Origin of the sequence: Candidatus Poriferisodalis sp., from assembly GCF_965198245.1 — a bacterium.
GTDB lineage: Bacteria > Actinomycetota > Acidimicrobiia > Acidimicrobiales > Poriferisodalaceae > Poriferisodalis.
The window spans coordinates 536,780-557,314 of sequence record NZ_OZ240249.1; the positions used below are offsets into that span (position 1 = coordinate 536,780).

Consider the following 20,535-nt stretch of genomic DNA (forward strand, 5'->3'; position numbering starts at 1 on the left):
GTGTCCGGCCAGACTCAGCGGTCGGCGCCTGATTGGACTTGCTCGATCCACCCTTCTGCCAGCGCTTGCAGACTCACAAAGGCACGTGCAGCGTCGTCCACGAAGGCGACCCTGCCATGCCCGACCGACCGGATGAGCCCTGCGGAGAGCAGCCTCTGGCGATACCTGCTCAAGCTCCGGCTGTCGTGCTGCCAGCGCGTGCCGATGTCCGCGATGGTGGACGATCCCCGGTCTTCGAGCATGGCAATGAGGAACCGCTTGTCGAGGTCTGAGAGCCGGTGCCAAACCGGAGCGTGAACATGTTGGCCGTACAGGCTCCTTGCGTTAGCGACTGCCCGCTCGGCTTCGTCAGCGCGTATGCCGGCCACCGGATCCTCGGACTCGTCCCACAGGCTGGCACCGATGAGCTGGACGAGGTACGGCTGCCCATTCGAGGCGTCGACGACGGTCCGCAGCGAGTTGGCGTCGATGCGCGCACCGGCACTCACGATCGGATCCAGGAGCGCGACCTCTGTTTCTGGCATCGTCAGATTGCCGATTTCGTGACGATGGCAGCGTTGTAGGAAGGTGCCGGAAGGCCCTGACAGCAGCCGCCGTTCCAACTCGGGCAACGCTGCGCCAGCGAATGCGATCGGTCGCTCGGCGCGGCGGGACACGAGCTGAAAGATGCTTCCGAACTGCTTGATCTCGTCAACCTCAGCGACATGCAGCTCGTCGATGGTGATCAGCAGTCCCGTGCCCTGTTCGGCCAGGACATCTCCCAGTCTCGAGAGCACCGTCTCGAGGTCGTGGTGTCCTTGGGGAACCGGCTCGGGCGTGACTGCAGATTCGGTCTGGATGCCGATCATGCCGAGCGATACTCCGCTGACGACTCGGGCCGGCGGGCTGCCATGTTCAGCCTCGAACGCTTCGAGTTGGCGGATTGCCTTGATTGCAATGTCGTTCAGCAGCCCCATCGGCGTCGCAGCGGCAACAGCAATGCTCAACCAGCCGTGAGCAGCAGAACGGTCCTCGAAGGCATTCAGCAGCACGGTCTTGCCGGTTCCCCGCAGGCCCCACAACAGCGTGGCGTAGCTGGGGCTGCGCACATTTCCAAATATGGTCTCGAAGTCGCTCAGCGGCGTACGCCGCCCGGCGAGCACAGGCGGGCTGATGCCGAATGATGGGGAGAACGGGTTAGCCGGTCGAACCATGGCACTCACATTTCTTGGGGGTGGATGATGCCGCGATGCTGACGGTTGTTCGCGTTGCGGCCAGACTGAACGTCGACAAGAGCGTAGTGAAATCAGTATGTTTCTGCGGGATAGTTTTTTTCTGCGGGACAGTCTGAAACTGGGGACCGTCTCGAGACAGCGTCCAGATGCAGGGGCCGTTCGATTCACAGTGCCTGCCAGACTCACTGAACGCTGACCGCACAGGAGCAGGACATGGACGACGGAACTGGGCCTGCGAGGCGCATCAACTCAGTCGCGATCATCGGGGCGGGCACGATGGGCGCCGGCATTGCGGCCGTGTCGGCAAAGGCCGGCTGCCGCGTGCTGCTGCTCGACGTCGACGAGGCCGCGGCGCAGCGAGCGTGCGACTCGGTCGACGCCGACTTCCAGGAACTCGTCAGCATCGGCTCGGTCGACGACCGCCTCGACGACATCGCCGGCTACGACTGGGTGTGCGAGGCCGTCATCGAGGACCTCGCCACCAAACGTGAGCTGTTCGAGCGCCTCGAAGCCGCCCGCAGCGACGGCTCGGTCATCTCATCGAACACGTCGGGCATCCCCTTGCGGCAGATCAGCGAGGGCATGAGCGAGCGATTCCGGCGCGACGTGGCCATCACGCACTTCTTCAACCCCGTGCAGGTGATGAAGCTGTTCGAACTGGTGCCCGGCTCCGACACCGAGCCCGAGGTCATCGAGGCGTTCGCACGCTTTGGGGCTGAGCGGCTCGGCAAGGGCGTCGTGCATGCCAAGGACACCGTCAACTTCATCGGCAATCGCATCGGCTGCTACTTCATGCTGTCCGGCTTGCATCAGGCCAAGCCGTTCCTCGCCGACGGCATGACCCCCGAGACCATCGACGCAGTGCTGGGCGCACCGGTGGGCTTGCCCCCCACAGGCCTGTACGGGCTCATCGACCTCATCGGCCTCGACGTGATGGAGTTGGTCGGCGCCAACCTGGCCCAGAACCTGCCGCCGGGCGACCGGGGACTCGAATTCGCCCAGTTCCCCGCTGCGGAGCAGGCGATGGTCGCCCGTGGCCAGCTCGGGCGCAAGACCGGCGGCGGCTTCAGTCGGCGCCTGAGACTTGACGACGGCACCCGCAAGACCGAGACGTTCGATCTCGTGACCGGCGAGTGGCGAGCGGCCACCGAACCCGATCTCGAAGGCGTTCCCGCCGAGCTTGGCGAGGTGCTGTTCGCCGATTCGCCGCAGGGCGAGCTGGCTCGGCACATCTTCGGCGGCACGCTGGCGTACGCGGCAGACCTGGTGCCCGAGATCGCTGACGACATTGCCAACATCGACAACGCGATCCGCTGGGGCTTCAACTGGGTGCACGGACCGTTCGAGATGCTCGACCACCTCGGACCCGCCCGGGTCATCGACTTCCTGCACGGTGTCGGCGCTCCGCTGCCGGCCATGCTCGCCACGCTCGAGGCGTCCGGCCGGTCGACCTTTTACAGCCAGGCCGCCGATGGCGCCCGCCAGCAGCTGATGCCTGACGGCACTGTTGCACCGGTGGCTGGCGCTCCTGCCGACGGCTGAGTCGTTGGGGACGGCCCGCGTTCAGCGGTAACGGCGGGCTGCCATTGCGGTGCGGTGTGTGCTGTGTCGCTGCGGCGGGGGTGCTCGTGTGGGCGGGGCTGTGTGGTGGGCTTGTGGGAGTCCTGGGCTCGGGGGTCTGTGTTGCAGTGTGTCTCATTGTCTGATGTGCTGTGCTCATGGGTGTGTCGGGGTCGGGGGCGCCGCGGCGGGGCGAGGCGTGGCGGCTGTGGGTGCGTCTTGTGCTGGCCGGGGCTGTGCTGGTGGGGGCGTGGTGGCTGGCGGAGGGCCTGTTGGGGGGATCGTCGGCGCAGGCCCATGACTGCGTGGATCGCTACGGGTCGGGTGCGTTCAGCTACGGCGAGGCGGAGGGCGCGAACAGCGGCCACGGCCATTTCTGCGGGGTGCGGTCCACGACGCCGACGACGCCGACGACGGCGCCGCCGTCGAATGGGGGAGTGTCGGATCCTGAGAGCCTGACCCCGATCGACCGCAGCGGGCAGCATTCTGCGCCGCACGGCTACTGGCACGCGAACCACGCCGACCGCAGCCATTGCGGCGACGGCGACCACTACTACCACGACCGCTACACCCGCGCGCGAAGCTGCGGCGGCGCCAGCAGCGGCAGCGATGCGTGCGTGTCGGGCCTCCACCGCCACACCTACAGCGGCTCGTGGTGCCATCCCGATCACACCGCCGCGAACGGCGACTGCCGCACCCACCGCGACGACGGCACCCACGAGGCCAACCCGTGCCCCGACGACAGCGCAGACGACGACGATGACGACGACGCGTGCGTGTCGGGACGCCACGAGCACACCTACAGCGGCTCGTGGTGCCATCTGGACCACACCGAGGCGAACGGCGACTGCCGCACCCACCGTGCTGACGGCACCCACGAGGCCAACCCGTGCCCCGACGACGACGCAGACGACGGCGGCGGCGGGGGGTGCTCGGTGGCGCTGGGGGCGCTGGGGGCGGGCACGGTGACCCGCAGCGGGACATGGGCCGCGGGGTGCACCTCGGACAACCGGGGCTCCGCGCAGGTGCCCTACCGGGCGGTGCGGTACACGTTCTCTGTCGCCGGCGCGGCGACCGCGACGGTGGGGGTGTCCTCGTCCACCGACGCCTATGTGTACCTCACCAACGCGGACCGCAGCTTGTCGCGCCACGACAACAACTCAGGCGCCCACAGCGGCGACGCGCTGCTGTCAGCGGTCACCCTCGCCGCAGCCGGCTACACCGTCGAGGCGACCACCGCGGCGCCCCGCCAGGACGGCGCGTTCACCATGACCCTCACCATCGCAGACGCCCCCGACCCGCCCCCAGCGGTGGTCATCAGCGGCCTCGCCGACGCGTCGGCGACCCCCGCCGCGGGCGCCGCCACCGCAGCGGCGTCCGACACCTTCAGTGTCACGCCCGCCGGCGCCGCCTGTTCTGCGACGCCCGACGGCGCCACGATCGCACCCGCCACAGGCACATCGCGCACCGTGACCCACACCGTGGCCGCCGGCACCACCGTCACGGTCACGGTGACCTGCATGACAAGCACCAGCACCGCCAGCGCCGACGCCCGGTTCACCGCCGACGCCGCGCCCGTCCCCGACGTCGAGATCGACGGCCTCGACCACGCCGCTGCGACCCCCGACACAGACTCGACCAGCGCCGAAGTGTCCGACACGTTCACCGTCACCCCCACCGCAGCGCGATGCAGCGCCCAAGCCACCCCAGGCACCCCCCAGGTCGCACCCGCCACAGGCGCGTCGCGCACCGTCACCCTCGACGTGGCCGCCGGCACCACCGTATGGGTCATCGTCATCTGCAACCACCACACCAACCGCGACCTCGCCGCCGCACGATTCACCGCCCACCCCACACCCACAAACACCGACACAACGACCCCCCCGCCCACCACGACCCCGCCCGCCACGCCGCCCGTCGCCGCGCCGGCGTGTCCCAGCGGCGGCGCCTCGGGCGGCGCGACGACGCGCAGCGCCACGTCGGGGCCGCCGGGCTCTGGGGGCGGGTCGTGCCCCGCGCCCGAGCCTGCCGACCGGTGCAGCACCGCGTTGAGCCCCGGCGAGCCCGGCGCCGATTCCCACACCGGCTCGATCACCAACGACACCGGGTGCACGTCGAGCTTGCGCTCGTCGAGCTCGGGCACCTATTACGCCCGCCGGCACACCTTCACCCTCGACGCGCCCGGATGGGTCACCGTCGACCTGCACTCCGATCCGGCCGAGCGGCCGAGGCTGGACACCTACCTGGTGCTCTCAGGCGACAGCCTGGACCGGCCGATCCGCAACGACGACGCCCGCGACCCCAACGGGCACTACTACGACTCGCGCATTGGGCCGCTGCTGCTGCCCGCAGGCGACTATGTCGCGGAGGCGACCACGTACGGGATCGGCGATACCGGCAGCTACACCCTCACCGCCGAAGTCACCGCCGCCGGCCTGACCGAATCCCACACCGCCACCGTCGACGCGCCCAAGACCGTCAGCTTCGACTACTGGCCCGCCGACGCCAAGATCGCGGTGAAGACTGCGGCGGCTGAGGAGTTCGGGCTCACCGTCACGACCGCCCGGCACGCCGCCTATGGCACCGCGACCGTCACCCTCACCCCTCGCCTCGTCCACGACCACCACATCACCATCCGCATCACGAGCAACAGCGGCGCACGCGAACGACAGATCCCCATCAGCCTCACAGCCGCCTGCCCGACCGCGCCGGTGCTGCCCGGCGGCCCCAGCCTCGCGGCCAGCACCCACAACAGCGTGCTCTGCATCCAAGCCGGCACCACCGACGCGGCGCCCGAAACTGACACGGGACCGTGGGGCACTGATTACCGGTACGAAGTGGCGCCGGGTGTGCTGAACGGCATCCTCGAGTCCGCTCGAGCGGCATTGAACGCACGCGCGGATCGGCTCACTTGCGGGTTGACCGTGAACAAGCTCGCCGCGTACCTGCTGTCGGTCGGCCATCACGAGATCCGCAAGACCGAAGAGAACTCGCAGAGCAGACACATCTTTCGGCCCCGCACTCCGGCAAGGTCGGCAATGGCGTTGTCTCGTGGCGACACCACCTCAGATTTCATGTACTCCGACGGCGCACGGAACAGCACTCCGAAACGGGCATTCTTTCATCCCGGCGTGGGCTGGTGGCAGATCGACGACCAGGGCTCGTGGCCGCATCTGAATCACGGCGAGCGCTCGCAGACTGGTCTCGGTCCTGATGACGACGAAGAGGACTCCGGTGGCGAGGCCATCGCCGAGATGATGGCAGGGAAATACTGCGACCTTTCAGGCGGGGACGCGGAGATGCAGATGCTGTTCGAGTCCAATACGTGGTACGGGTGCCAGAGCGGGGGCTGCTACGCGAGTTCGGGTCTCATCTATCTGGACAGCAGCGACGACCTCTATGTGACGGTCAGCGAGAATCGGGACGACTACAGCACGTCGGGCGGTATCACGTCGCACCGGTGCCGTTGGGATGTCGCCCGCGCCGCGGAGCCGGTCCCGTGTTTCTTCCATGACCCGACTCGTGGTGGTCATGAGGGATGGCTGAGCAATTGGGCCCCGACCAACATCGTGGGCGCGACGAGTCCGCTGGCTGCACCGTTCATCTCGTTCACCTATGGCCCCGAGACCAGCCAGAAGAGGTTTGCGGTGTTCCCCGGCGAGATCCTGGAGATGTTCGAGTCGGGATCATTCTCGACGCGATACAAGTCCGTGCCCAAGGCGAGCAACGTGCGCTGGGTGCAGGGTGTGTGGTCGTCTGGCACCTACAACCAAGGGACGACGACAACGCCGCTGTCGGCAACCTTGGAGATCGAGGTGTGCGAGGAGACCGAGTGGGTGACGTCGGTCGACAGGCGATGCGATTGGCACAGCGTGGACGATGGGCAGTTTCCCGAGACGATGGGCGTGGACTCGCCATGAGGACTCGTTGTGCGCTGCGCCGGTCCCGAGCAGCATGGTTGCTGTGCTCGTTCGCGGTGGGCTGCAGCGGGACTGTCGACAGCGACCCCGTGCAGTTCCTCGCGTCCGAGCCGGCAGTCACGGCCCCGGCGACGACGACCGAGGCCGTGGCCGAGGAACCCGACGGCATCCATTCTGAGGTCGAACCCTCTGCTGTGGTCTCGAGCTCACCAACAGCGATGCCCTCGCGCAGTGCCATGTCGAACAGCCCGTTCGGCGAAGCGGATCTGTGGATGGGTTCGGGTCCCGAGCCTGTGGGGCTGCAGAGAGCGCTGGGTCCAAGGGACCTGCCGGGGCCGTTTCTGCTCGTTCCCGGCGGGATCGTGGGGCATTTTCGCGTGTACGACATGTGCGGTCGGACCGAGGCGTCGTTTCGACGCGGCGGCGACTACGGATCGCTGGGCCGCCGGATTGGTTTCAGTGCAGCGCAGCGTAAGCACAAAGGTTGCTCGGACAAGCGGTTCTTCGGCGTCGCCAGTGGGCCTTGGATGCAGTACGCAGAGCGCTACTTCCGTTGGCGTCGGGACGCCGAGCAATGGGTATTGGCCCACCGGGATGCGCACGAGCGTGCACGCGGCGGTGCCGACTTGGTCGAGATCGCGAAGCCGCTGGGGTTCGCTGCGAGTGAGCGGGGCGAAACGGGTTGGCTGACGCTCAGGTTTGCACCTGCGGACGCACCGCTGGATGAGGTGCGGGTGGTGCCGGGGTCGGTGCTGGTGCGCGACGGAGTGCTGCGGGGCCTGGTTCGGAACTGGTCACGGCAGATGTGGGCATATGAGGTGACCGTCACCGCTGGGGAGCGTGAATTCGGCTGGCCGTTGTCGGTCCAGCCAGGCGAGGTCGCGCCGTTCGAGATTCGCGGCTGGGACGGTCCCATGGACCCCGAGCTGATGGGTCTCGGGGTCGATGCTGACATGTCGTGGCATGCAGACCCGTCGAGGGCGTTCGGTGACTACAGCTATTCGGAGTCCTACAGCAGCTACCCGCAGCACCGTTTCGAGGTGGACGGGGAGGGCTGGGACCGCTATGCCGATGTGTGGACCGACGCGGAGGCCGGCAGGGTGTCGGTGGGCGCGTTCGGGTGGCAATTGGGTGTTCCGTTGATCGTTCCCGATTCTCACCCCGGCCTCGCCGATGACATCGAGACGCTGTCGGTGCGGGACTTGCGCGGCTACGGCGCGATGCTCGACGGGGACGGCCGCGTGCTCGAAGTGGGTCCCGCTTGGGTGGGTCACTCTCGGCTGGTACCACGCTCTGACCCAGACTCAGAACCGGTCGAATTGAGCTTCACGGACGTGACCGAGCTTCGCGACGGCGAACCTGACAGGGTCGAACTCATGTTCTGGGCGTTCGAGGAACTGCCCGAGACCCTTCCCGACAACTTGTCCGAAGCAAAGCTGGTCGATTGGTTTCACGACTACGACCCGCTCACCGGCGATTTCCGTCGCTATGTCGGCCATCTCGGGGGGTTCATCGTGTGGATCGGCGCTTCGCATCCCCAGCTCGACGACAGCATGCGGTGACTCTGTGGTCGAGGACGACGATTCGGGCGCGGTTGCGGTGGATCACTGGCGTGGAGTTGGGGCCGGGCGATTACACGGTGGAGGCGACCACATACGGTTCGCGGCGTTCCCCGACCGAATTCTCAACGGAACCGCTGACTCGGTCGACTCGACGCGTTACAAAGCCGTGCCCCTGAGAGCGAACGCTCGCCGACAGGCGAACACATGGTCCACCGCCGCGTACAGCGGCGCAGTGATGGAAGTGCAGATCTGTGACGAGCCTGAATGGGTGATCGACGGTGGGGGCTCATGCGATTGGGTGAGCGTCAGCGACGCCCGCTTCGCTTCTCTAATGGGTGCCCAAGATGGAAGCTGAGGTCGGCACTGAGAGGTATTGGCGGACTCCCCCTTTGGCGGCCTTCTGTTTGCTGGCGCTCATGGTGGGGTGCAGTACCACGCCGCTGGCCCCGTCTGCCGATGCAGCCCCCCATTCGCTACCGTCGCTCTTAGCCGGCGACACGACGAGCAGCACCGCGAACGCGGCACTGCACACAGGAGATGCCGCCACTCAGTACGCCGGCCCTGACGACACCCAACGGCATATGCAGCTTGTGCCGAGTCGCACCGCCGACGCAGCGGGACCGTTCGGCGAACCCGATACATGGCTGGGGGCAAGCCCGCCTCCGACGGGTCTACAGCGCCGTCTGGAGCGCGGCGACCGTCCCGGCCCGCTGATGGCAACATCGTCGCCGGGGTACGCACTTCAACCCGTCGGCAACACCTATCGGCTGACGGACCGATGCGAACGCCTGGACCTGTTGGTGGTTTGGCAGGCTGGCGGTCCGAGTGCGGTCATGCCGTATTTTCGATACTCCGCGTGGACGCGCAGACCGCTGGAGGAGGCCGTGACGGACTGCACATGGAGGCGCTACTTGGCGGAAGCCGAGGGAGTGGACTATTACGGAATCGAAGGCAGGTATTTCCGGGACCGCTCGAGAGCAGAGGAATGGCTGCGGGAACTGGAGCGTGAAGCTGAGCGCAGCAGGTTGCTGCCCTACGACGCGGCTGAGATGGGCTTCTTGAGCAGCGACCATGCTCATCCCGAGCGGCTCGGGGGGATCTGGTTTGCGCCGTGGGACGCCCCGCTCGACGAAGTCCGAGTGCTGGTAGAGACGATCGCGGTGCGCGACGGAGTGCTGCGTGGCCTGATGCGGAACTGGTCCCGGCATCTGTGGGCGTATGGCTTGACGGTGTCAGCTGGGGGGCGTGAGTTCGTGTGGCCCTTGTCGGTTCAGCCTGGCGAGATCGCCCCGTTCGAGATTCATGGCTGGGACGGCCCGACCGATCCCGATTTGATCGAACTCAGCGTTTTGGCTGAGATGTCGTGGCACGCGGACCTGTCACGGGCATTCCATCGGTACGGCAGTGACGTGGAGAGTGTCAGATCCTCTGTGTAAGGGGGTTGGTCTGAGAGTGTCGTGTCGGTGATGGATGCCGAGGCGACAGGAAGGACCGCAATGACTGAGAATTATCGAGAGAGGCTGCCGGCGAGGCCGGCGGCGGACACGACGCCGCTGGTGCCTGAGGGGGCGCTGGACGCGGTGATGGAACGCGTCCGCGCCGAGGGCGCCGAGCTGCTGGGCGCGGACGGGCTTTTGACCCAGCTCACCAAGGCGGTGCTCGAGCGGGCGCTCGCGGAGGAGCTGACCGATCATCTGGGCTATGAGAAGGGCGACCCTGCGGGAGCGGGGTCGGGCAACTCGCGCAACGGCGTCACGCCCAAGCGGGTGCACACCGGCGTCGGCACCGTGGACGTGGACGCTCCCCGGGACCGCAACGGCTCCTTTGAGCCTCGGATCGTGCCCAAGGGAACATCGCGCCTGGAAGGGTTCGACGACAAGATCATCGCCTTGTACGCCAGGGGCATGACCGTGCGCGACGTGGCGGCCCATCTGGCCGAGATCTACGGCGTGGAGGTGTCACATGACCTGATCAGCCGTGTCACCGACGGGGTGCTCGACGAGCTCGAGGCGTGGCGCAGCCGGCCCCTCGATGCTGTCTATCCGATCATCTTCATCGACGCGCTGAACGTGAAGATCCGCGACGGCCACGTCGCCAACCGGCCCGCCTATCTCGCCGTGGGCGTCGATCTCGACGGCCGCAAGCATGTGCTGGGCATCTGGATCGGCGACAGCGACGGCGAGGGCGCCAAGTACTGGCTGGGGGTGCTCACCGAGCTGCGCAACCGAGGCGTCCAAGACGTGCTGATCGTGTGCTGCGACGGCCTGCGAGGCCTCCCCGACGCGATCGAGGCGACCTGGCCCGCGGCCACCGTGCAGACCTGCGTGGTGCACCTGCTTCGAGCCTCGCACCGCTACGTCACCTGGAACGACCGCAAACAAGTCGCCAAGGAACTGCGGCCCGTGTACGCCGCCGTCGACGCCCAAGCCGCCGAGGCGGCGCTCGATGAGTTCGAAGCCGGCATCGGCGCCAGATACCCCGCCGTGGTCAGCCTGTGGCGGTCGAGCTGGGAACAGTTCATCCCGTTCCTGGACTACCCCCCAGAAGCCCGCCGGGTCATCTACACCACCAACATGATCGAGTCCATCAACCGCCAGCTCAGAAAGGTCACCAAGAACCGAGGGCACTTCCCCAACGAGCAAGCCGCCCTCAAACTGCTCTACCTCGCCGTGAGGAACATCACCACCAACAGAGGAGGACCACAAGGAACAGGAACCATCGGATGGAAACGCTGCTTGAACCAGCTCGCCGTCCGCTACCCAGGACGACTCCCGCTCACCTAAAATGACCAACCGACCGGCCCGCTTACACAGAACATCGGACACTCCCGTGACGTGAACCTCCTAGTAGGCCAGTATGCGCAGAGTCCGATGGCCAACGCGGTGCTTGAGCATTACCCACAGGTCACTGCCGATGTCGCTCCCGACGCAGTGTCGGCGGGAGTGCTGGAGTGGACGGACATGACCCTGAGCGTTCCTAACTCGCATCCGAGCCTCGCTGATGACATCGAAGACCTGAAGATCGGGAATCTGCGCGGCTATGGGGCGCTGTTCGACCGCGATGGCCGCATCGTGGACATCGCTGCGGCTCCGGTGGGGCGGGTCTGGTACGCGCACGACGAGGGCGAAACCGACATCTGGCAGCGGCGGCGCTGGGAGGAGGTGCCGAGCCTGCCCCACCGCCACCTCGGTCTGATCCAGGTTGGTGTCCGCCTTGACGTGCATGCGCCGTGGCCCGATCTGGAAGTCCTGAACTGGCGGCTGCCTCCCAGCGACTACCCGGGCATGATTAGGGCGTTCCCAGAGGACGGCGATTGGCAGTGGGAGTACATCGAGGGCGGCTACATCTTCTGGATCGGCGCCGCGGATCCTCAGCTCGACACCAGCGCGCAGTGACTACGCCCGCCGCCATGAATTCGCACTCACCGGACCGGGATGGGTGACCGTCGACCTGCGATCCGATGCTGCCGAGGTGACGCGGCTGGACACCTGCCTAGTGCTCTCAGGCGACAGCTTGGACGGGAGCGTCTGACACTCCCGCCGACGCCTATGTGTACCTCACCAACGCGGACCGCAGCTTGTCGCGCCACGACGACGACTCAGGCGCCCACAGCGGCGACGCGCTGCTGTCAGCAGTCACCCTGGCCGCAGCCGGCTACACCGTCGAGGCGACCACCGCCGCGCCCCGCCAGGACGGCGCGTTCACCATGACCCTCACCATCGCAGACGCCCCCGACCCGCCCCCAGCGGTGGTCATCAGCGGCCTCGCCGACGCGTCGGCGACCCCCGCCGCGGGCGCCGCCACCGCCGCGGCGTCCGACACCTTCGGTGTCACGCCCGCCGACGCGACGTGCACCGCGACGCCCCCAGGCGCCGCGATCGCACCCGCCGCAGGCACATCGCGCACCGTGACCCACACCGTGGCCGCGGGCACCACCGTCACGGTCACGGTGACCTGCACGACAAGCACCAGCACCGCCAGCGCCGACGCCCGGTTCACCGCCGACGCCGCGCCCGTCCCCGACGTCGAGATCGACGGCCTCGACCACGCCTCTGCGACCCCCGACACAGACGCGGCCAGCGCCGAAGTCACCGACACGTTCACCGTCACCCCCGCCGCAGCGCGATGCAGCGCCCAAGCCACCCCAGGCACCCCCCAGGTCGCACCCGCCGCAGGCGCGTCGCGCACCGTCACCCTCGACGTGGCCGCCGGCACCACTGTATGGGTCATCGTCATCTGCGACCACCGCACCAACCGCGACCTCGCCGCCGCACGATTCACCGCCCACCCCGCACCCACAAACACCGACACCGACACCACACCGCCCACCGCCACACCGACCCCGCCGACCGCCACCACACCGACCGCGAACGACGACGACTGCAACGACACCCTCGGCACCCTCACCGGCACCGCCGCCACCAGCGGCACGCTCGCCGCCACGGACGGCTGCACCTCGACCCGCCACCCCCGAAAGACCGCCACCAGCACCTATCAGGCCCGCCGGCACACCTTCACCCTCAACAGCCCGGGCTGGGTCACCATCACCCTCGAGTCAGCAGCGACGAACACCCAGCGCATCGACACCTACCTGGTACTCCTGCGAGGCCACACACCCGACGGCACCGGCACCTACATCACCCACAACGACGACCACCGCTCCAGATACGGCACCCACGGTCTCAACAGCCGCCTGGTCGACGTGTTCCTCCAACCCGGCAGCTACACCATCGAGGCCACCACCTACCACGCCCACAGCACCACCAACCCCGCCCGCACCACCGGCGACTACGACCTGACCGTCGAAGCGACCCTCACCGGCCTGCAAGCCTCATACGACGCCATCGTCGGCGAGGAGCTCGCGATCGAGTTCACCCTCGGCGGCTTCGCGGCCGCTGCGACCTCCTCAAGCGCCGATCTGGCCGTGAGAGCCGAGCGCACCGGCACCACCGGCACACTGCTGGTCACACCGTCGCGAGCGCTGACGCGCTCGGTCACCGTCGCGTTCACCAAGCCCGCTGCTAGCAGCAGTGGAGGCGCGCAGCGATCGACGCGCACGGCAAGATCAGCCGCGGCCAGCGCTTGGGCGTATACATTCCAGGTCCCGGCACAGTGCGACCGCAAAAAGGGCCATGTGTCCGGGCCGCATCCCAACGGTTCATGTATCTGGGGCGAAGCAGCCTTGCTGGAGTCGCAGGACTGGTACCCGCGCTATGAGGTCGCACCGGCGCTGCTGAACGGCACAAAGCGTGTCGCGCGACAAGCATTGGAAGTCTACCGCGGTGAGTGCGGCATGACCGCGATTCAGCTTGCGGCATGGATGATATCGATCGGCATACGCGAGATCCCGGTCGGTGCGATGGCCGTCGAGAAGGCGGTCGACTTGGATGGGAATCCGGTGGATGAGTACGGCAACCTGGTGGATGAGCACGGGTATCCGCTGGATGACGAGGGCAACCGTGTGGCGGGACAAGGGCCGAGAATGCGGCCGGTGTTGTATGAGATCGGGTGGAACAAGCGATATCCGGCGCGGTCGCTGATGACGCTTTCGAGGTTCGACTACTACGACCCCAATCCGCAGAGAATCCCTGCGCGGGTCGGACGAGAGGACAACTACAGGCTGTATCCGGACAATGACAAGACTTGGCCCGTGACCCGTGCTTTCTGGCATCCCGGCGTCGGCTACTGGCAGCTCGACTGGTGGCCGCTGAGCATGGGCCATGCTGAGCGCTCCGACCTCGACAAGGGCGGCCTCGAAGTTGCGAGGAGGCTGGCAAGTTCCCACTGCGGCGACAACTCGACCGACAAGTCCAGTTTTGCCAACTATCTCAAGAGCCAATGGAAGGGCTGCAAGGGAGCGGAACCGAATCCTTGCAAGAGAACTTACGAGAATATGTACTTGGGGCCCGAGCCGTTCAGCGGCATCGAGGGTCTATATGTGACCACGGCAAGCAATACGGGACACCTCGACAGCGACGGCGGCGCGCAGCCGCTGGGAATGGGCTCGAACGGATGCAGGTGGGGTTCGACTGGGGACCGCTTCGATTGCTGGTTGCAAGACACCGACAACCCCGAGGGCTACATCGACTGCGTCGACGACAACAGCGATCCACACGGCTGCCCACCAGGAGAACAGCTCGGCGGCACAATGACGAAGAGTCCGCTCGCGGCCCCGTTCATCTCGTTCAACTCCGGGACCGTAAATAACGAGAGACGGTACGCGGTGTTCCCAGCGTCGTTTACCGGCGACACCGTCACATGGATCAAGTACGCCCCCATCGGCACGCTGGTGCGCAGCGTCTCGGGCAATACATGGACGCGCAACACCAAGACCGGCGAGGACAAGGGTGACAAGTTGATGGTGCTGGTCTGTTCTGCCGACGCAGTCAACGAGGATCAGGACTGCTCGTGGCTGGACTCGACCCATGACCGGTTCCAGACTCTCGTACGGGCGAGATACCCGTGAGCCCATGCTGGTGGCTGTGTCCTGGATGCAACAGCTTGCGTGCTGCTGTCGTTCTTGCTGTGGCACTGACAGCGGGCGCTTGTTCTGATGACCAGCAGCAGTCGACGGTTGGCGTGCCGACGAGCAGTGTCGCCGTCGCGGCCGAGGCGAGGGATGCAGTTGTCGCGCCGACGGCCACACCTTTGGGCACTGGCCGGGATGTTGCTGGGGCTGCACCGCCGAGTACCTTCGAACGGGTCGAGACTCGTGCGCCTGTGGGCCCGGGCGAGAGCAACCGGTCCGTGGCGCCGACGAGCACTTGGGTGATCTTCGAAGAGGCCGAGCCCGAGGCGCCGCGCTGGACGGCGTTGGACAGCGTGCGGGTCCCACAGGCCGATGCCGACCTCAAAGGGGCAGGCTTTTGGCTCGATTGGAGCTATTTTCCCTCGGCACGCGAGAGCGATGAAGACTTCGATGGCGACGGCAAGATCACGGTGGCAGAGGCCATCGTGCCCTGGCTGGTGCAAGATCTGTGCGCCGTCGACACCGATGAGGTGGATTCGGGCAATCGGTGGCTGCTGGAACGGGTCGCGCAAGCCGAGTGCCCCGGCCGCGGAACGGGCATCGCTGGCGATGTGGTTCGTTGCGTTCGGATTTCGGCTGACGGGACGCGGGAGCCATGTCTGGAGCCGATAGCGCAGGTTGACGGCGAAGGCCGCTGGTTGGTGATTGACGATGCGGCCGAGGGCGTGTTCGGCCAGACGTACCGGACACGGCGCGAGGCTCTGAATGCCGCCGCGCGAGACCGAGACCTGCGCACGTTGCCGGTGTTCGCGAAGCCGTTGGGACTCTTGGCGTGGACGTTTGGCGAGGCACTTGATGAACGCCGCTACGGCGAGATCATCTATTCCGAACCGGCGTCGCCGATCGACGAGGTGCGGGTACTGCCTGAGTCGGTGGCGGTCAGCGGGAGGACGTTGCGGGGCTTGGTGCGGAACTGGTCACGTACCTTATGGGCGTGGGGGGCTGTGGTTCATGCCGACGATCGGAGCTATGGCTGGCCGTTGACGATTCAGCCCGGCGAGGTCGCCCCGTTCGAGATTGAGGACTGGAACGGGCCCGCCGATACGGCGCTCATTGAGTTCACGGTGACGGCAGATTTGTCCAACGACATGGATCTCTCACGAGGATTCGAGATACCGGATCTGCGCGCAAACTCCCGTGCCTACTGGAGCTGCGCCAAAGACCGCGGGCCGCCCGTCCCCGACGATCACGATCCCGAAGGCCCGCGCCCTTCGGTTGTGCCGCCAGAAGTGCTCGACGACTTCCCGCCTGAGGTCGCCCAGGAGGGTTGCTTGTTCGAAGTGACGGGTGCTGGAATGCTGCGTGGCCAGCCGAGTTCGGGCGCTGCTCACGTGGGCCTCAGTGGCCCATCCCATCCCAGTGTCGAGGGCCGTCTCGCACCGGGACTCATCAGCGATCTGCGCGCGTATTACGTTCGTTTCGACCGCACTGGGCATGCCATCGAATTGGTTCAGGCGACCCCCTACACAGCGTCTGGCGGATACCTGATCGACGGCAACGGCGACCCAGTCTTCGATGACGACGGCGATCGAATCGAGATGTCGGCTGAGGTGTTGCGCGAGTTCCCGCCCCGCAACAGATCATGGGCGTCTGTCGATCTTCTGCTCGACATAGACGCATTTAGCGAGGACTTTCTGTTGTGGATCGGCGGCGCGCATTTCGCGGACGACTGAAGACGGCTACCCGGCTGCGGTCGGCCTCAGTACCGCGACGCCCCACGGCGCCGCGGTCGCACCCGCCACAGGCACATCGCGCACCGTGACCCACACCGTGCCCGCCGGCACCACCGTCACGGTCACGGTCACCTGCACAACAAGCACCAGCACCGCCACCGCCGACGCCCAGTTCACCGCCGAGGTGGAGATCAGCGGCCTCGACCACGCCTCTGCGACCCCCGACACAGACTCGACCAGCGCCGAAGTGTCCGACACGTTCACCATCACCCCCACCGCAGCGCGATGCAGCGCCCAAGCCACCCCAGGCACCCCCCAGGTCGCACCCGCCACAGGCGCGTCGCGCACCGTCACCCTCGACGTGGCCGCCGGCACCACCGTATGGGTCATCGTCATCTGCAACCACCACACCAACCGCGACCTCGCCGCCACACGATTCACCGCCCACCCCGCACCCACAAACACCGACACAGACACCACGCCGCCCGCCGCCACACCGACCCCGCCGACGACCACCACACCGACCGCGAACAGCGACGACTGCGACACACCCCTGGGCGCACTCACCGCAGCCACCCCGCCGACAACGGGCACCCTCGCCGCCACGGACGGCTGCACCTCGACCCGCCACCCCCGAAAGACCGCCACCAGCACCTATCAGGCCCGCCGGCACACCTTCACCCTCAACAGCCCGGGCTGGGTCACCATCACCCTCGAGTCAGCAGCGACGAACACCCAGCGCATCGACACCTACCTGGTACTCCTGCGAGGCCACACACCCGACGGCACCGGCACCTACATCACCCACAACGACGACCACCGCTCCGGATACGGCACCCACGGTCTCAACAGCCGCCTGGTCGACGTGTTCCTCCAACCCGGCGACTACACCATCGAGACCACCACCTACCACGCCCACAGCACCAACAACCCCACCCGCACCACCGGCGACTACGACCTGACCGTCGAAGCGACCCTCACCGGCCTGCAAGCCAGCTACGACGCGACAGTGGGCCGCGAACTGCGTATCGACTTCGAGACCGGGGACTTCACGCCCACCGCGTCGGTGCCGGTGTCGGGGCTGGCTGCGTCGGCGACCAAGTCCGGCCCGGCGGCGTCGTTGTCGGTGACGCCGTCGCGCACCGGTGCGTTCAGCGTCACCTTGTCCTTCAGCCGCCTCTCGGGCGCGTCGGACAGAGGCACGCGCTCGACGCGTTCCGCCACGCCGAGAGCGGCCGCAGCCGCCAGCTACGTCGTCACCGTCGACTCCACCTGCCCAGCTGGCCAGGTGCCGGGGCCGCACCCGAACGGCACCTGCATATGGGACACCGACGAGAACCTCGCCGCTATCGAGATCGGCGACCAAACCCGCGGCAGTCAGCTGTATGAGGTGACTCCAGCACTGCTGGAGGGTGCCAAGCGGGTCGCAGTGCAGGCCTTGGCCGAGAACTCCGGGTGCGGCATGCGCACAGGTCAGCTCGCCGCGGTCATGATCGCGATCGGCTACTGGGAGTATCCGATTGAGGTCGGTGGCGCCAACCAGCGTGTTCCGGCACGGTCGTTGATGACCCTGTCGCGCTCGTCCCACGATCGCGATCCTCCGCTGTATCCCGAGAACGTATTTAGTGAAACCGTCGATGTGGGCGCGTTCTGGCATCCCGGCGTCGGCTACTGGCAATTGGACTGGTGGCCGGTGGGGATGAATCACGCTGAGCGCGCCGACATCGACGAGGGCGGCCACGCGGTCGCCACAAAGCTCGCAGGGGCGTATTGCAGCCCTTGGCCGGGCGAGACACCGGAGCAGAGCCTCAAGAACTTCCTGGACGCAAAGACGATGCGAGGCGGCTGGAGTGGATGCAAGGGCGCGACTACCGGGGATGACCAGTGCTATGAGACGTTCCAGAAGATGTATCTGGGTGTGGAGTCGTTCAGCGGCGCCGAGCGGCTGTGGGTGACCACTGCGCAGAACTCCGGTGACGATCACGCACGAGGCGGGGGAGTGCACGATATGTCCTGCCGGTTCGGCTCCGGCGGCACGGATTTTCCGTGCTGGCTGTACGACACCGAGAGTGCGTCGATCGAGGGCGCGTTCAGCGGCGGAAATAAGCGCGGGATTACAGGCGGCGACAGTCCGTTGGCGGCGCCGTTCATGTCGTTCACCCACGGTCCTGAGGCCAGCATGAAGAGGTTTGCGGTGTTCCCGCAGTCGTTCGCTTACCCGGCTGGTGCAACAGGCACCAAGATCACATGGATCAAGGTCGTGCCCACTGGCGCTCGCGTCCGCAACACAGCAGCGTCCTCGTGGCACGAGGACGACTACGACGAAGACGACGACGACAGCAACAACGACAACGAGCTGCACGCGAATATCTGCGAACTCCACATCACTGGCGTGCCCGACCGATGTGAACGGTTGAGCACTACCAGCCCGTTGTTCGCCACGACGGTCCGCAAGGCCTACCCGGGACAGTCCCCAGGAGATGGGCGGTGAGCATTCGGGCGTCGATGGCGCGAGCCACCGACGTGCTGCGGCGCTCGGCGGCAGCAGCGGGTGTCACGGCGTTGCTCGCGGGCGCGGCCTGCTCGGGGGTTTCGCCTCGCACAGAATCGCCGGAGGTGCCGTCCAGGGCCGGTTCCGTGCCCGCGATCACGGCTCAGGTGTCGTCAGCGGACACAACGGTGCCCTCATCAACGACGGCACCGCTGCGGCTAGCGGCTGGCGATCCGGTGTCGGCTCGGCCGCCGGCGACGGTCACCCGGGTGGTGTTCGAGACGGTGCCCGAGCCGGCGGTGCATCACAGTCTGCGTGTGCCTCAAGGCGACGGCGACGTCAAGGGCCCCCTGTTCGACATTGACAGGGCGTCGTCGCAGAGCCCGCAGGAGCGTGAGGCGGCAGGGACGATCTTGGATCTGTGCCGCCTGGAGGATGCGCTGGTTGCGGAGCATTGGCCGTACGAGGTGCCCGAGATGGGCGAGCTTTCCCCGCAGGAGCGACAACAGTTGGCGCGCAGCTTGCTCGGGCGCGACTGCCGCGGAGCCGAGATCGCTCTTGCTGAGCCGCTGCTCGGATTCTGGGCAAGCCGCTATCGGGTCTTTGGCACCCATGGTCTGGGAGGCACGTTTTTTCGTACCCGCGGGGAAGCTGCAGCGTGGTACGAGCAGCATGCTGCAGCGCAGCAGGTGCGCTACGAGAACACGCTGGCGCCCGATGCGGAACTGTACGGCAGCTTCGGGTATCCGATCGAGTATTCGGGTCGCGACAATCCGGTCGATGAGGTGCGGGTGCTGGCAGGCACGGTGAGCGCTACCGGCGGAGTGCTGCGGGGTCTGGTGCGGAACTGGTCCAGAACTATGTGGGCGTACCGTGTGAAGGTCGAAGCGGGGGGTCAGGGGTTCTCGTGGCCGTTGTCGATCCAGCCCGGCGAGGCGGCGCCGTTCGAGATCGACGGCTGGGACGGCCCCTCCGATCCATCGCAGCGCGACATCTCAGTGGTCGCGGATATGTCCAACGACGCCGACATCTCTCGTGCCTGGTGGATGTTGCCCTACCCGCAAGTCATCGAGCCCGGCGCCTGGTACCGCCCGCCGCCTCGGGAAGTCCTCGACGAGCTGCCTCCCGACGCCGAGCGGCTCGTGTCGGCCGGCGCCTTCTACAACTCCTACAACGATCCTGATTCTCATCCGAGCTTGCACGGTGAACTGGCCGAGAATCTCGACTTCGAGTTGGCCTTGTTCGTGGCTTTCCTCGGCGACGACGGCACTGTGGCCGACGTGGTTGCTTCGACTCCCTACGACAGGGGGCGTCGGCTGTTCGCCCCTCCGGGCGGGGTGCTGCCCCCCGGCGCGGAGTACTCGGTCGATTCCTACGGCGAGCGCGACGGCCGCGTGAACTATCGCCCGTTCGTCGTGCGGCGGTTCCCGGTCCCAGAACTGGGCGTGCGGGAGGTGCATGTCTTGTTCGGCGGCACCGCCGTTGATCGCTGGGTGATGTGGATCGGCGCCGACCATGGCGCACCGGCGTCATGAGGCCAGTCGCTGCGATGACGAATGGGCGGGCGCGACGATGTCAGTCGCGCA

The 20,535-nt window shown here is 66.8% G+C and carries 11 protein-coding genes; 10 read left to right on the forward strand and 1 reads right to left on the reverse strand.

From position 1 onward, the window contains the following. Positions 1-14: 14 nt before the first annotated feature. Positions 15-1,193, reverse strand: coding sequence for an ATP-binding protein (locus ACOCMM_RS02550; protein ID WP_419551632.1), 1,179 nt, complete (start codon positions 1,191-1,193; stop codon positions 15-17). 234 nt (positions 1,194-1,427) lie between these two features. Here ACOCMM_RS02550 and ACOCMM_RS02555 point away from each other — a divergent pair, with 234 nt between their 5' ends. The 10 genes from ACOCMM_RS02555 (at position 1,428) to ACOCMM_RS02600 (ending at position 20,484) form a co-directional block, all read left to right on the forward strand. Continuing rightward, positions 1,428-2,756 carry a 3-hydroxyacyl-CoA dehydrogenase family protein gene (locus ACOCMM_RS02555; RefSeq protein WP_419551633.1) on the forward strand — a complete coding sequence of 443 codons (1,329 nt, stop codon included), beginning with the start codon at positions 1,428-1,430 and terminating at the stop codon, positions 2,754-2,756. Positions 2,757-2,932: 176 nt separating this feature from the next. Continuing rightward, the gene (locus tag ACOCMM_RS02560) at positions 2,933-6,694 is read left to right on the forward strand and encodes a hypothetical protein (RefSeq protein WP_419551634.1); all 3,762 of its coding nucleotides are present in this window, start codon (positions 2,933-2,935) and stop codon (positions 6,692-6,694) included. After that, positions 6,691-8,256 carry a hypothetical protein gene (locus ACOCMM_RS02565; RefSeq protein WP_419551635.1) on the forward strand — a complete coding sequence of 522 codons (1,566 nt, stop codon included), beginning with the start codon at positions 6,691-6,693 and terminating at the stop codon, positions 8,254-8,256. The genes ACOCMM_RS02560 and ACOCMM_RS02565 overlap by 4 nt, the downstream gene beginning before the upstream one ends. Before the next feature lie 344 nt (positions 8,257-8,600). Next, a complete protein-coding gene (locus ACOCMM_RS02570) occupies positions 8,601-9,692 on the forward strand; it encodes a hypothetical protein (protein ID WP_419551636.1) in 1,092 nt (363 codons plus the stop codon). A 60-nt stretch (positions 9,693-9,752) separates the two neighbouring features. Beyond that, positions 9,753-11,039, forward strand: a complete 1,287-nt coding sequence (locus tag ACOCMM_RS02575) for an IS256 family transposase (protein ID WP_419551637.1) — start codon at positions 9,753-9,755, stop codon at positions 11,037-11,039. A 51-nt stretch (positions 11,040-11,090) separates the two neighbouring features. Beyond that, entirely contained in the window at positions 11,091-11,651 is a 561-nt protein-coding gene (locus ACOCMM_RS02580) for a hypothetical protein (RefSeq protein WP_419551638.1), read from the forward strand. A gap of 155 nt (positions 11,652-11,806) precedes the next feature. Next, complete coding sequence (locus ACOCMM_RS02585; protein ID WP_419551639.1) at positions 11,807-14,722, forward strand: hypothetical protein; 2,916 nt, start codon at positions 11,807-11,809, stop codon at positions 14,720-14,722. A 281-nt stretch (positions 14,723-15,003) separates the two neighbouring features. Then, positions 15,004-16,458: a hypothetical protein gene (locus tag ACOCMM_RS02590; RefSeq protein ID WP_419551640.1), complete on the forward strand. Its 1,455-nt coding sequence runs from the start codon at positions 15,004-15,006 to the stop codon at positions 16,456-16,458. A gap of 85 nt (positions 16,459-16,543) precedes the next feature. Beyond that, the gene (locus ACOCMM_RS02595; protein ID WP_419551641.1) at positions 16,544-18,949 is read left to right on the forward strand and encodes a DVUA0089 family protein; all 2,406 of its coding nucleotides are present in this window, start codon (positions 16,544-16,546) and stop codon (positions 18,947-18,949) included. Further along, positions 18,946-20,484 (forward strand): hypothetical protein, encoded by a 1,539-nt coding sequence (locus ACOCMM_RS02600; RefSeq protein ID WP_419551642.1) that lies wholly within the window; start codon positions 18,946-18,948, stop codon positions 20,482-20,484. Before ACOCMM_RS02595 ends, ACOCMM_RS02600 begins: the two co-directional genes overlap by 4 nt. The last annotated feature ends 51 nt before the right edge of the window (positions 20,485-20,535 follow it).

Coding starts and splice junctions, on each gene's coding strand:
- ACOCMM_RS02550 (WP_419551632.1), bottom strand. CDS start 1,193: ATGGTTCGACCGGCTAACCCGTTCTCCCCATCATTCGGCATCAGCCCG.
- ACOCMM_RS02555 (WP_419551633.1), top strand. CDS start 1,428: ATGGACGACGGAACTGGGCCTGCGAGGCGCATCAACTCAGTCGCGATC.
- ACOCMM_RS02560 (WP_419551634.1), top strand. CDS start 2,933: ATGGGTGTGTCGGGGTCGGGGGCGCCGCGGCGGGGCGAGGCGTGGCGG.
- ACOCMM_RS02565 (WP_419551635.1), top strand. CDS start 6,691: ATGAGGACTCGTTGTGCGCTGCGCCGGTCCCGAGCAGCATGGTTGCTG.
- ACOCMM_RS02570 (WP_419551636.1), top strand. CDS start 8,601: ATGGAAGCTGAGGTCGGCACTGAGAGGTATTGGCGGACTCCCCCTTTG.
- ACOCMM_RS02575 (WP_419551637.1), top strand. CDS start 9,753: ATGACTGAGAATTATCGAGAGAGGCTGCCGGCGAGGCCGGCGGCGGAC.